Annotated in this window: 10 protein-coding genes and 2 pseudogenes; 10 read left to right on the forward strand and 2 right to left on the reverse strand. The window is 73.3% G+C overall.

Features of this window, described 5'->3' with window-relative positions:
* The first annotated feature begins 179 nt into the window (after positions 1-179).
* Positions 180-1955: a cellulose synthase catalytic subunit gene (locus EF903_RS06545; protein WP_260614900.1), complete on the forward strand. Its 1776-nt coding sequence runs from the start codon at positions 180-182 to the stop codon at positions 1953-1955.
* A 3-nt stretch (positions 1956-1958) separates the two neighbouring features.
* Positions 1959-3941, forward strand: coding sequence for a kelch motif-containing protein (locus EF903_RS06550; RefSeq protein WP_125541848.1), 1983 nt, complete (start codon positions 1959-1961; stop codon positions 3939-3941).
* Between the two features lie 21 nt (positions 3942-3962).
* On the opposite strand, the gene EF903_RS06555 is transcribed toward EF903_RS06550, so the two are convergent.
* A complete protein-coding gene (locus EF903_RS06555) occupies positions 3963-5012 on the reverse strand; it encodes a glycoside hydrolase family 6 protein (protein ID WP_125541850.1) in 1050 nt (349 codons plus the stop codon).
* 211 nt (positions 5013-5223) lie between these two features.
* Between EF903_RS06555 and EF903_RS06560 the strand changes: the two are divergent.
* The 4 genes and pseudogenes from EF903_RS06560 to EF903_RS06575 all read left to right on the forward strand — a co-directional run.
* Positions 5224-5574: pseudogene (locus tag EF903_RS06560) on the forward strand (MFS transporter); the annotation flags it as partial.
* A gap of 21 nt (positions 5575-5595) precedes the next feature.
* Entirely contained in the window at positions 5596-6105 is a 510-nt protein-coding gene (locus EF903_RS06565; RefSeq protein ID WP_125541852.1) for a MarR family winged helix-turn-helix transcriptional regulator, read from the forward strand.
* 57 nt (positions 6106-6162) lie between these two features.
* Positions 6163-6495, forward strand: coding sequence for a DUF3817 domain-containing protein (locus EF903_RS06570; RefSeq protein WP_125541854.1), 333 nt, complete (start codon positions 6163-6165; stop codon positions 6493-6495).
* 92 nt (positions 6496-6587) lie between these two features.
* Positions 6588-8288, forward strand: coding sequence for a methylmalonyl-CoA mutase (locus EF903_RS06575; RefSeq protein WP_125541856.1), 1701 nt, complete (start codon positions 6588-6590; stop codon positions 8286-8288).
* 120 nt (positions 8289-8408) lie between these two features.
* Here the strand turns inward: EF903_RS06575 and EF903_RS06580 are convergent, their stop codons facing one another.
* Positions 8409-9035: a TetR/AcrR family transcriptional regulator gene (locus EF903_RS06580; RefSeq protein WP_125541858.1), complete on the reverse strand. Its 627-nt coding sequence runs from the start codon at positions 9033-9035 to the stop codon at positions 8409-8411.
* A gap of 307 nt (positions 9036-9342) precedes the next feature.
* On the opposite strand from EF903_RS06580, the gene EF903_RS06585 reads away from it, so the two are divergent.
* The 4 genes and pseudogenes from EF903_RS06585 to EF903_RS06600 form a co-directional block, all read left to right on the forward strand.
* Positions 9343-10341 carry a tetratricopeptide repeat protein gene (locus tag EF903_RS06585; RefSeq protein WP_125541860.1) on the forward strand — a complete coding sequence of 333 codons (999 nt, stop codon included), beginning with the start codon at positions 9343-9345 and terminating at the stop codon, positions 10339-10341.
* Between the two features lie 592 nt (positions 10342-10933).
* Positions 10934-11578 (forward strand): DUF6230 family protein, encoded by a 645-nt coding sequence (locus EF903_RS06590; RefSeq protein WP_125541862.1) that lies wholly within the window; start codon positions 10934-10936, stop codon positions 11576-11578.
* 94 nt (positions 11579-11672) lie between these two features.
* On the forward strand, positions 11673-12239 hold the full coding sequence (locus tag EF903_RS06595) for a DUF6114 domain-containing protein (protein ID WP_125541864.1): 567 nt from the start codon (positions 11673-11675) through the stop codon (positions 12237-12239).
* A pseudogene (locus tag EF903_RS06600) lies at positions 12229-12526 on the forward strand (hypothetical protein); the annotation flags it as partial. The gene EF903_RS06595 and the pseudogene EF903_RS06600, both read left to right, overlap by 11 nt.

Genomic DNA, 12526 nt, shown 5'->3' on the forward strand with positions numbered 1-12526 from the left:
GTGCTGCCCTCCCGGCACGGACCCTCCCGGGCCCGCTGCGCGAGCCCGCCTCACCCGTACGGCCCCGGCCGCGGCCCGCGGCGCGGAACCCCCCCGTCGGGGGAGTCCCGTTCGACACCCCCTCCCGGGTCCCCTTTCGTGGGGGTACCAAGCCTCGGGTTCGAGCACCGGGAGGGGCCGTGCGACCGGACGACGACTACGACTACGAGCTCCACAGCCGTCTCGCCGGTCCGTTCGCGGATCCGGATGCCGGCGGGCCGCGGGTCCGGTACCGGACGCTGCTGTCCCGGGAGGAGCGGGGCACGCGAATACGGGCCGTCCTGCTGATGGCGCTCGCGCCCGTCGCCGCCGCCGGGCTGCTGCTCTACCTCGTCTGGCCCTCCCACCGCACCGTCCGCGAGGGCGGCGAGTGGTGGCTGGTGCACCTCGACACCGCGATGCTCGCCTGCATCGGCGTGATCATGCTCTTCATGCTGGTCAACGTCGTGTCGATCGCCCACGCGACGATGACCGCCCGGGACCCCGTCCCCGTACCGCCCGAGCCGGGGACCCGGGTCGCGTTCCTCACGACGTACGTCCCCGGCAAGGAGCCCCTCACCCTGGTGCGGGACACCCTCCGGGCGGCCGTGGACCTGCGCCACGACGGGCACCTCGACGTGTGGCTGCTCGACGAGGGCGACGACCCCGAGGCCAGGGCGCTGTGCGCCGAGCTCGGCGTGCACCACTTCACCCGCAAGGGGGTGCCGGCCTGGAACACCGCGCGCGGACCCCACCGGGCGCGCACCAAGCACGGCAACTACAACGCCTGGCTCGCGGCGCACGGCGGCGCCTACGAGTTCCTCGCCTCCGTCGACACCGACCACCGCCCGCTGCCGAACTACCTGGAGCGGATGCTCGGCTACTTCCGCGACCCCGACACCGCCTTCGTCGTCGGCCCGCAGGTGTACGGCAACTACACCGCCGCCGTCACCAAGGCCGCCGAGTCCCAGCAGTACCTCTTCCACGCGCTGATCCAGCGGGCCGGCAACCGCTACGGGGCGCCCATGTTCGTCGGCACCAACAACGCCGTGCGGATCAGCGCCCTCCGGCAGGCCGGAGGGTTCCGCGACTCCATCACCGAGGACATGGCCACCGGCTTCGAGATACACCGCCGGCGCAACCCGGCCACCGGCCGGTACTGGCGGTCGGTCTACACCCCGGACGTGCTCGCCGTCGGCGAGGGCCCGGCCTCCTGGACCGACTTCTTCACCCAGCAGCTGCGCTGGTCCCGGGGGACGTACGAGACCCTCCTCACGCAGTACTGGAAGGGCTTCTTCCGGATGCCGCCGGGCCGGCTCCTCAACTACACGCTGATGCTCGTGTACTACCCGATGACGGCCGTGAACTGGCTCCTCGGCGTCCTCAGCTGCGTGCTGTTCCTGTGGTTCGGGGCCTCCGGCACCCAGGTCTCCGCCGACGTGTGGCTCATGCTCTACACCGACGCCGCCGCCCTCCAGGTCGGCCTCTACCTGTGGAACCGCCGGCACAACGTCTCGCCGCACGAGCCCGCCGGCTCCGGCGGACTGGCCGGCATCGCGATGTCCGCCGTCTGCGCGCCCGTCTACCTCGCCTCCCTCGCCTCGGCCGTGCTGCGCACCGAGGGGCGGTTCGTCGTCACCCCCAAGGGAGCGGCCGCCGGCACCGACCGGGCGGCCTCCTTCCGCATCCACTTCGCCTGGGCGGCCGTGCTGGCCCTCTCCCTGGCGGCCTCCGCCCGCCTCGGCCACACCCACGCCGCGATGCGCACCTGGGCCGTCCTCGCGCTGCTCGTCTGCCTGGCACCGCCCGCCGTGTGGGCGGCGTCGGTGCTGCGCGCCCGCCGGGCCGCCGCCCGGTCCCGCACCCCCGAGCCGGGCCGCGGCGCCGGGCCCGGCGACGAGCCGGAGGCGGCGTTCGCCCCGACAGGAGGGAACTGACCCATGGCGTACCGTCCCTCACGGCAGTTCAAGAACACCCTGCTCGGCACCGCGGCCGTGGTCGTCCTCGCCGCGCTCAACGCGCCCGCCGCGCTGTCCTTCGCGCAGGAGCGCTACCACGCGTACCGGATCGCGCGGCCCGCCTACCGGCTGCAGTACGGCTCCTGGTCGCTCGTCGACCTGCCGAAGGACCGCCGCATCAACGCCATGCACGCCGCCCTCCTGCACACCGGCAAGGTCCTGCTGATCGCCGGCTCCGGCAACGACCAGGAGAACTTCGACAAGGGCACCTTCGAGACGGTCCTGTGGGACCCGCGCACCGACGCCTTCAAGAAGATCCCGACACCGGAGGACTTCTTCTGCGCCGGCCACAGCCAGCTGCCCGACGGCCGCCTCCTCGTGGCCGGCGGCACCGCCCGGTACGAGGTCCTCGACGGCAAGGTGACCCGGGCGGGCGGCGCCATGCGCGTCAAGAACGAGAGCCCCGACAAGGCGGTCACCCTGCGCAAGGGCACCCGCTTCCGGTCGCCGTCCGGAGTCGAGTACGCCGCCCGCTTCGACGTCACCGTGCCGAAGGCGAAGCGCGAGTTCGAGATCACCTACGGCCGGGACGGGCAGGCGCTGCCCTGGAAGACGAAGGTGACGGCCTCCGAGGCGCGCGTCTTCGTCGAGGCGGTCGAGCCGGGCGCCCGCGGCCTGACCACACAGGCCGCCCAGTACGCGGTCGTCGGGCTGAAGGGGAAGGACGCCGACAACGTCTACGGCCTCGCCGAGCGGCTCAGCACCGACAAGCAGGACTTCCAGGGCATCAAGTCGGCCTACGAGTTCGACCCGGTCGCGGAGCGGTACGTGCCCGTCGCCCCCATGGCGGACGCCCGCTGGTACCCCACGCTGGTCGCGCTCCCCGACGGACGCGCGCTCGCGGTGTCCGGGCTCAACGACGTCGGGCACGTCGTCCCCGGCGACAACGAGTTCTACGACCCGCAGACCCGCACCTGGAGCAAGGGCCCCTCCCGCTACTTCCCCACCTACCCCTCCCTCTTCCTCCTCCAGGGCGGCAAGCTGCTCTACACCGGCTCCAACGCCGGCTACGGCCCCGCGGACAAGGGCCGCGAGCCCGGCGTGTGGGACCTGGCCTCCAACACGTTCACCCCGGTCCGCGGGCTCGCGGACGCCGATCAGCTGGAGACGTCCGCGTCGGTGCTGCTGCCGCCCGCGCAGGACCAGAAGGTGATGGTGCTCGGCGGCGGCGGGGTCGGGGAGTCCCGGCTGTCCACGGCCAGGACGGCCGTCGTCGACCTGAAGCAGCCCGCTCCCGCCTTCCGGCCGGCGGCCCGGCTGCCGCAGGGCACCCGCTACCTGAGCAGCGTGCTCCTCCCCGACGACACCGTCTTCACCACCGGCGGCTCCCGCGACTACCGCGGCCGCAGCGCCAGCGACGTCCTCAAGGCGCAGTTCTACGACCCGCGCACCGACGCCTTCACGGCCGCCGCGGCCCCGACCGTGGCCCGCAACTACCACTCGGAGGCGCTGCTGCTCCCCGACGGGCGGGTGGCCACCTTCGGCTCCGACCCGCTCTTCGCGGACAAGGACAACACCCGGCTCGGCAAGTTCGAGCACCGCCTGGAGGTGTACTCCCCTCCCTATCTGCACCGCGACCCGGCCGCCCGGCCGGAGCTGGGGGCGGGACCGGACACGGTCGGCGCGGACGGCCGCGCCGCCTTCGCGACGGCGCACCCGGAGCGGATCGCACGGGCGCGGCTGATGCGGCCCAGCGCGGTCACCCACACCACCGACGTGGAGCAGCGCTCCGTGGAGCTCGGCGTGTCCCGGGGGGACGGCTCGGTCACCTTCACGGTGCCGTCCGACCCGACGCTCGTCCCGCCCGGCTGGTACATGCTGTTCGCGGTCGACGCGTCCGGGACGCCGTCCACCGCGAAGTGGATCAAGGTGCCGGTGCGGGCGGCCGCCCGGCCGGAGCGGTGACGGGGCGGCGGGGCGGCCGGCTCACTGCACGGCTCGGCGGGCCAGGCCGAGCGCGTAGTCGGGCCACCAGGTGCCGGCCGCCGGCCCGCCGCGGCAGGTGCCGTCCGACTCGCCGGGCCGCTTGACCCACAGGTACGCGTCCACGAGCGGGTCGCCCGTCCGGTCGGTCGGCGGGGCGCCGAGGGCGCGGCCCGGCGGATTGCACCAGGCCTCGGGCCCGCCGCCCGGCAGCGGCCCCGCCCCGTTGCGGCTGGTGTCGACGACGAAGTGCTTGCCGCCGGTCGCCGCGGAGATCCGCGCCCCGTACGCGCGGGCCTCCTCGACGGGCTGGAAGTTGGCCACGTTCAGTGCGAACCCGTCGGCCCGGTCGAGCCCGGCCCGGCGCAGGGGATCGACCAGCCGCTGCGGATCGGGCAGCCAGGCCGGGTTCCCGGCGTCCAGGTACACCTTCGTGTGCGGGTTCCGCTTCAGCCGGGCCACGGCCTCGGAGAGCAGCGCGAACCGCTCCTCGTGCAGGGCGGCCGGGGTGCAGCCGTCGACGACGTGCGGGACGGCGTCGGGCTCCAGGACGACGACGGCCTTCGCCGTCCCCACCGCGTCGGCGAACCTGCCGATCCACGTCCGGTACGCGGCGGCGTCCCGGGCGCCGCCCGCCGAGTGCCGGCCGCAGTCGCGGTGCGGGATGTTGTACGCGGCGAGGACCAGGGTCCGGCCCGCGGCCGCGGCGCCGGCGGCCGCCCTGCGGATCGCGGGCGCCGGATCGCCGCCGGCGCCCCACAGGGCCATCGGCCGCTCCGAGATCCGGCGCAGCACCTGGGCGTCGGCGGCCCGGCCGCGGCCCTCCCAGTCGGCGACCTGCCGGGCCGCGTGGCTGTCCGGGTCCACCCAGAACGGGGACCCGGACGCGCCGGCTCCGGCGTCCGCACCGTCCGCCTGCCGGTCCCCGGAAGGCGACGCGGGCAGGGGTTGCGGCCGCGGCTGCGGCGCCGAGCACGCGGGGGCCGCGGCGAGCAGCAGCGCCAGGCCCGCGGCGGCGGCGAAGGGTCTGCGGGGGCGGCTTCGGCCAGGCATCCGGCTTCCTCGGGGCGCAGGGACGGCTCGCGGACCGCGCCATGGTGCCACGTCCGCGTCCCCGCCCGGCCGACCCGCGCCCGGCCGCGTCCCCGCCCTCCCTCACCCGGCGGGCACGGACCGCCCACCGGGCTGCCCCCCGGGCTGCCTCACCCGGCTCGCTCCGCGGGGTAGCGCCGCCGGCCAGGGCGATGCCCAGCGGCGTGCGCCCCCCGGGGTGGCGGTGGTGGCCGCCGCGCTCCTCGCCGCCGGGCCGGCCCACGCCCGCACCCTCGGCCTCGACCAGTGGTGGGTCGACGCCGTCCCCGAGGAGCTGCGCGGCCGGGCGATGACGCTGCTCGGCACCGGCCTGATGGCGCTCCAGGGCATCGGCATGGCGCCGGCCGGGCTCGCCGCCGAGTTCCTGCCGGTCCACCAGGTCGTCGCGGGCGCGGGCCTGCTCGGCACCGGTGTCGTCCTGCTGCTGCTCGCCGAGGTGCGTGCCTCGGGTGCGGTACGCGCTCCCGCCGCCGCGGAAGGGGACGTACGACCGAGGAGTGAGACGGGCCCCGCCGCCAAATGACCGCCGGGTAGGGTCGGATGCGTGTCCAAGCCGCTCAGTCTCCCCTTCGATCCCATCGCCCGCGCCGACGAGCTCTGGCAGCGGCGCTGGGGACCCGCGCCGGCGATGGCCGCGATCACCTCGATCATGCGGGCGCACCAGATCCTGCTCGGCGAGGTCGACGCCGTGGTGAAGCCGTACGGACTGACCTTCGCGCGGTACGAGGCCCTCGTGCTGCTCACCTTCTCCAAGGCCGGCGAGCTGCCGATGTCGAAGATCGGCGAGCGCCTGATGGTGCACCCGACGTCGGTGACGAACACGGTGGACCGGCTGGTGCGCTCCGGCCTGGTGGCGAAGCGGCCCAACCCCAACGACGGCCGCGGCACCCTCGCGTCGATCACCGACAAGGGCCGCGAGGTCGTCGAGGCGGCGACGAAGGACCTGATGGCGATGGACTTCGGGCTGGGCACGTACGACGCCGAGGAGTGCCAGGAGATCTTCGCGCTGCTGCGGCCGCTGCGCGTGGCGGCCGCGGACTTCCGCGAGGGGTAGCGGGGCTCACACCGCCCCGGGGCGGATCGGCCGGGGCGGGCGGCTAGGCTCGGGGCCATGAAGAAGAGCGTGCTGACCCGGTACCGGGTGATGGCCTACGTGACCGCCGTCATGCTGTTGATCCTCTGCGGCTGCATGGTCGCCAAGTACGGCTTCGACACCGGCGCCGACCTGACCTTCGTCGTGTCCCAGGCGCACGGCATCCTCTTCATGATCTACCTGGCGTTCGCGCTGGACCTGAGCTCCAAGGCCAAGTGGTCCTTCGGCCGGATGCTGTGGGTCATGGTCTCCGGGACCATCCCCGGGGCCGCCTTCTTCGTCGAGCGCCAGGTGCGCGCCGACGTCGAGCCGCTGATCACCGACGGCGGCCTGGCCCCCGCGAAGGCGTAAACCCCCCGTTGCTGCGGTGGAACCCGGGGAGTGGCGAGACTCCCCGGGGTTTCCCATCGACATTTACTAGGACGTCCTAGTAAATTCGAAGCATGGACGCTGACGCCATCGAGGAGGGCCGCCGCCGCTGGCAGGCCCGTTACGACAAGGCCCGCAAGCGCGAGGCCGACTTCACCACGCTCTCCGGCGATGCCGTCGACCCCGTCTACGGCCCCCGGCCCGGAGATGCGTACGAGGGCTTCGAGCGCATCGGCTGGCCCGGCGAGTACCCGTACACCCGCGGCCTGCACGCCACCGGCTACCGGGGCCGGACCTGGACCATCCGCCAGTTCGCCGGCTTCGGCAACGCCGAGCAGACCAACGAGCGCTACAAGATGATCCTGGCCGCCGGCGGCGGCGGGCTCTCCGTCGCCTTCGACATGCCGACCCTCATGGGCCGCGACTCCGACGACCCGCGCTCGCTCGGCGAGGTCGGCCACTGCGGCGTCGCCATCGACTCCGCCGCCGACATGGAGGTCCTCTTCAAGGACATCCCCCTCGGCGACGTCACGACCTCCATGACGATCTCGGGCCCCGCCGTCCCCGCCTTCTGCATGTACCTCGTGGCCGCCGAGCGCCAGGGCGTCGACCCCGCCGTCCTCAACGGCACGCTCCAGACGGACATCTTCAAGGAGTACATCGCCCAGAAGGAGTGGCTCTTCGAACCCGAGCCGCACCTGCGCCTCATCGGCGACCTCATGGAGTACTGCGCCAAGGGCATCCCCGCCTACAAGCCGCTGTCCGTGTCCGGCTACCACATCCGCGAGGCCGGGGCGACCGCCGCGCAGGAGCTCGCCTACACCCTCGCGGACGGCTTCGGGTACGTGGAGCTCGGCCTCTCCCGCGGCATGGACGTCGACACGTTCGCGCCCGGCCTGTCCTTCTTCTTCGACGCCCACCTCGACTTCTTCGAGGAGATCGCCAAGTTCCGCGCAGCCCGCCGCATCTGGGCCCGCTGGATGAAGGAGGTCTACGGCGCGCAGAACGAGAAGTCGATGTGGCTGCGCTTCCACACGCAGACCGCCGGCGTCTCCCTGACGGCGCAGCAGCCCTACAACAACGTGGTGCGCACGGCCGTCGAGGCCCTCGCCGCCGTCCTCGGCGGGACGAACTCCCTGCACACCAACGCCCTCGACGAGACCCTGGCCCTCCCGAGCGAGCAGGCGGCCGAGATCGCCCTGCGCACGCAGCAGGTGCTGATGGAGGAGACCGGCGTCGCCAACGTGGCGGACCCGCTCGGCGGTTCCTGGTACGTGGAGCAGCTCACCGACCGCATCGAGGCGGACGCCGAGAAGATCTTCGACCAGATCAAGGAGCGCGGCCTGCGCGCCCACCCCGACGGCAAGCACCCCATCGGGCCGATCACCTCGGGCATCCTGCGCGGCATCGAGGACGGCTGGTTCACCGGCGAGATCGCCGAGTCCGCCTTCGCCTACCAGCGGGCCCTGGAGAAGGGCGACAAGCGGGTCGTCGGCGTCAACGTCCACCACGGCTCCGTCACCGGCGACCTGGAGATCCTCCGCGTCAGCCACGAAGTCGAGCGCGAGCAGGTGCGCGTCCTGGCCGACCGCAAGGCCCGCCGCGACGACGCCAAGGTGACCGCCTCGCTCAAGGCGATGCTGGACGCCGCGCGCGACGGCTCCAACATGATCCCGGCCATGCTCGACGCGGTGCGCGCCGAGGCCACGCTCGGCGAGATCTGCAACGCCCTGCGCGACGAGTGGGGCACCTACACGGAGCCGCCGGGCTTCTGAGCCCCTGCCGCAGCCGGCTCCTTCCGGGCCGGCCGCGTCCGCACCCCCTCTCCGGGCTGCGGCCGCGGCCGGCCCGGCGCCGTTGCCGGGGCTCCCCGCCGGCGGTCGGCGGAAGCGGGGTCAGGCGCCGGCGGCGCCCCGGAGGCCGTGCATCAGCAGAGCCGTGAACGACGCCGCCCACAGGTCGTCCACCGGCTCGGAGCTGACCAGGGCCCGGTGCACCACCGTCCCGGCGATCACGTCGAAGATCAGGTCGGTGGTGCGCTCCGCCAGGGCCTCGTCGGGCTCCCGCGGCAGCTCCCCGCGCGCCTGGGCGCGCTCCCGGCCCAGTACGACGAGGCGCTTCTGCCGGTCCACGATGGCCGAGCGGATGCGGTCGCGCAGTGCCGGATCGCGCGTGGACTCCGCGACGACCGCCATCAGGGCCGTCCGCGTCTCCGGCCGCCGCAGCAGCGCCGCGAACTGGAGGACCACGTCCTCGACGTCCGCCTCCAGGCAGCCCCGGTCGGGGAGTTCGAGGGAGTCGAAGAGCTCGGCGACGGCGTCCACGACGAGTTCGTTCTTCCCCGCCCAGCGCCGGTACAGGGTGGTCTTCGCCACGCCGGCCCGCGCCGAGACGTCGCTCATCGTCAGCTTCGACCAGCCCAGCTCGACCAGGGCGTCGCGCGTCGCGGCGAGGATCGCGGCGTCCGCAGCGGCGCTGCGGGGACGGCCGGTGCGACCGGACGGCGTGCTCTCGTTGGGCATGGCGCAGACCATACCCGCCAGTAGCGGAACCGCCGGGCCCCCCGATCGTGTGCTTCAGATCACGGCCCGCGGTGGTACGCCGGGCCCCCCGGGGAGTTACGCTACGGCTCGTAGCGTAAGAGCGACGACCACGCGAAGGGCTACCGGCGCCAGGTGGGGACCCGGCGCCACCACACCACGGCAGGACCGGAAGCCGGGACTGCGGCAGGACCGTACGACACCGCACCGCCGGCCGGGCCGTCCGGGGCGGGAACGCAATTCGGCCGATGTTTTTCGTCGGCGCGGGCACACGGGGGAGGATGTACGCATGCAGCCCAGAAACATGTCCATGAGCGGCGTCGTCGACCTCGCCGCGGTGAAGGCGGCCGCCGAGGCCAAGGCGAAGGCCGAGCAGGCACGCGCCGAAGCGGCCCGGCAGGCCGCGCAGGGCGGCGCCCCCGCCCCGGGCGCGGTGCCGCCGTCGGCCCTCGTGACCGACGTCGACGAGGCCGGCTTCGAGCGCGACGTCCTCCAGCTCTCCTCCGAGGTCCCGGTCGTCCTGGACTTCTGGGCCGAGTGGTGCCAGCCCTGCAAGCAGCTCAGCCCGCTGCTGGAGCGCCTCGTCGTCGAGGCGAACGGCCGCCTCGTCATGGCCAAGGTCGACGTCGACGCCAACCAGATGCTGATGCAGCAGTTCGGCATCCAGGGCATCCCCGCGGTGTTCGCGGTGGTCGCCGGGCAGGTGCTGCCGCTGTTCCAGGGCGTCGCCCCCGAGCAGGAGATCCGCGCCACCCTCGCCCAGCTCGTCCAGGTCGCCGAGGAGCGCTTCGGCATCATCGGCCTCCAGGTCGACCCGGCCGCCGAGGGCGGCGCCCCGGCGGGCTCCGCCGCCGCGCCGGCTCCGGCCGGCCCGCACGACGCGCTGCTGGAGGCGGCCGTCACCGCCCTCGACGCGGGCGACCTGCCCGGCGCGATCCAGGCGTACAAGAACGTGCTCTCCGACGACCCGGCCAACACCGAGGCCCGGCTGGGCCTCGCGCAGGCCGAGCTCCTCGCCCGAGTCCAGGGCGCCGACCCGCAGGCCGTGCGCCGCGCCGCCGCCGAGAACCCGGCCGACCCGCAGGCCCAGATCGCGGCCGCGGACCTCGACCTCGTCGGCGGGCACGTCGAGGACGCCTTCGGCCGCCTCGTCGACACCGTGCGCGTCACCGCCGGGGCGGACCGGGACGCCGTACGGGTCCGGCTGCTGGAGCTGTTCGAGGTCATCGGCGCCGACGACCCCCGGGTCGGACAGGCGCGCGCGGCCCTCGCACGGGTGCTGTTCTAGCCGGCGCCCGACCCCCGGCCGCGCCGTGGCGGACCGGCCGGGGATTTGTTGACACGGAGACAAACAACGGCCGCGCTTTGCCAAAACTTGGCAAACGCGGCCGCTGTTACTCGCAGTAAGCCTCCCTCCCTGAACTGCCCGGAGTGTTCGGGAATCCCCCGATCTGCCGGGGCCACGGGTGGCACCCTGCGTCGCCACCCGGCAGCGCCGCGCCAAACCCCGGTTATCTCGCCGTTACCCGCCAGTAACGACACCCCTTGTGCCCCGGCCGGGAATGGACCACGATCGGCGACGCTCGGTCCTTCCCGCAGAGCCGCACGCGGCGCCGCGGGGCAGGGTCCCCACCGGGCCGGCCGGTGCAGCGGCACCGTCCGCGGGACAGGGGGGTCTTCGCCGCACCCGGCGGAGCCTGTCCTCCAGGTCGTGCGAACGCGCGGCCAGTGGTTGTCGCTCGGGGGTGAACGCCGGTGCATCGGACGCGGTACGGCCGCGGTACGGCCGCCTGCGCTCCTTCCCGAGGACGTAGCACTTCTCCCATCCCAGGTCGGGCGCTGCCCGGACCGGAGATGTACGTCCGAGAAGGAGGAACGAAATGAGTTCTCAGGTTCGTGGCGGGACCAGATGGAAGCGCTTCGCGCTCGTCATGGTGCCGAGCATCGCGGCGACCGCCGCGGTCGGCGTGGGTCTGTCGCAGGGCGCCCTCGCGGCGTCGTTCAGCGTGTCCGGCCAGGACTTCAAGGTCAGGGCCGACAAGCTGGAAGGTGACAACCTCATCCAGTACGGCGGCATCGCCGAGGGGCACGACCTCAAGGGGAACCCGGCGCACCACCCGGTCACCATCTCCGGGTTCAGCAAGGCCAAGATCACCAACATGTGCCAGTCCCTGGTGACGCCGACCCCGCTGGGCAACATCACGCTCCAGCTGCGGACGGGCCACAAGGGCACGCCGGCCGAGGCGACGAACATCTACCTGGACGTCGCGGAGCTCGACACGAACGCCGAGTTCGAGAACCTCGACATCGGTGTCGCCGTGGGTGACGAGAGCCACAAGACCAAGCCGCAGGCGGGCACGGTCGCCAACAAGTACGCGTTCTCGCAGCGCGCCGACAAGGCGATCCTCACGGACGTGAAGCAGAAGGCGTGGGCCACCACGGCGGGCACCTTCAAGCTGCCCAACCTGAAGCTGCGCCTCATGGGCGGCGACCAGCCGTGCTACCAGGACTCTGAAGTCAACTGATCCGTTCTGGTGCCGACCGGACGGGCGGGCGCACAGCGCGCCCGTCCGGACTCCACAGAGTTCTCCGTACCACCGTTTCCAGGAGCTGTAGCCCATGAACCCCCAGGCCCCGGTCTACGTTCGCCGCTCGGATGACGCTTGGCTCACCGCGGTGTACTACCGCTTCCACGCCTGGAGCGGTCGCCGTCCCTTCTGGGCCGGCCTGTTCACGCTCATCGGCGGCTTCCCGATCACGTACTTCCCGTACGCGGACCTCCGGCTGGGCAACGTCACCCTCGCGATGGCGACGACGGCCGGCTCCGGGTCGCTGATCATCGGCGTCCTGCTCATCACCCTGGGTCTGGCCCTCTGGTTCCAGCAGGGCATCCGCGTGTTCGCGGGGGTCGCCTCGATCCTGCTGGCACTGGTGTCCCTGCCGGTGTCCAACCTCGGCGGCTTCTTCATCGGCTTCGGCTTCGCGATGGTCGGTGGTGCGCTGGCACTGGCCTGGGCGCCCGGCGCCCCGGCAGACGAGACCGACGCGGCGCCGGCCGGTGACACGGGCAAGGCGGAGATGACGGCAGGCGGCCCCCAGGGCATCCCGGCTCCCCGCCTGACGGAAACGGCATACGCGAGCGAAACGACTGCCCACGCCGATGGCGGGAGGAACCGTGCGGGGTGACGAGACGCAGCCGGGCGTGGCCCCGAGCGAAGAGTCCCGTGAGAGAAGGGGACCGCGGCACGCCGCGCCCCGCAAGTCGCTGCTGAACAAGATCCAGATACCCGTCGGCAGGACCATGGCCCTGGCGGCCATGCCGACGGCCGTGTTCGTCGGGATGGGCATCGCCCCCAAGCTGGCGGTGGCCGACGACAAGGAGATCCCCTTCGCCCCCGGCCCGTGCGTCACGCGGTCCGACGAACCCGCGGAGTCGGCCTCCCCGAGCCCCTCGAAGAGCCCCGAGCCGAGCG

This window comes from Streptomyces sp. WAC05292 (assembly GCF_003949955.1).
GTDB classification, from domain to species: Bacteria; Actinomycetota; Actinomycetes; order Streptomycetales; family Streptomycetaceae; genus Streptomyces; species Streptomyces globosus.

Coding starts and splice junctions, on each gene's coding strand:
- EF903_RS06590 (WP_125541862.1), top strand. CDS start 10,934: ATGAGTTCTCAGGTTCGTGGCGGGACCAGATGGAAGCGCTTCGCGCTC.
- EF903_RS06585 (WP_125541860.1), top strand. CDS start 9,343: ATGCAGCCCAGAAACATGTCCATGAGCGGCGTCGTCGACCTCGCCGCG.
- EF903_RS06595 (WP_125541864.1), top strand. CDS start 11,673: ATGAACCCCCAGGCCCCGGTCTACGTTCGCCGCTCGGATGACGCTTGG.
- EF903_RS06570 (WP_125541854.1), top strand. CDS start 6,163: ATGAAGAAGAGCGTGCTGACCCGGTACCGGGTGATGGCCTACGTGACC.
- EF903_RS06580 (WP_125541858.1), bottom strand. CDS start 9,035: ATGCCCAACGAGAGCACGCCGTCCGGTCGCACCGGCCGTCCCCGCAGC.
- EF903_RS06575 (WP_125541856.1), top strand. CDS start 6,588: ATGGACGCTGACGCCATCGAGGAGGGCCGCCGCCGCTGGCAGGCCCGT.
- EF903_RS06555 (WP_125541850.1), bottom strand. CDS start 5,012: ATGCCTGGCCGAAGCCGCCCCCGCAGACCCTTCGCCGCCGCCGCGGGC.
- EF903_RS06550 (WP_125541848.1), top strand. CDS start 1,959: ATGGCGTACCGTCCCTCACGGCAGTTCAAGAACACCCTGCTCGGCACC.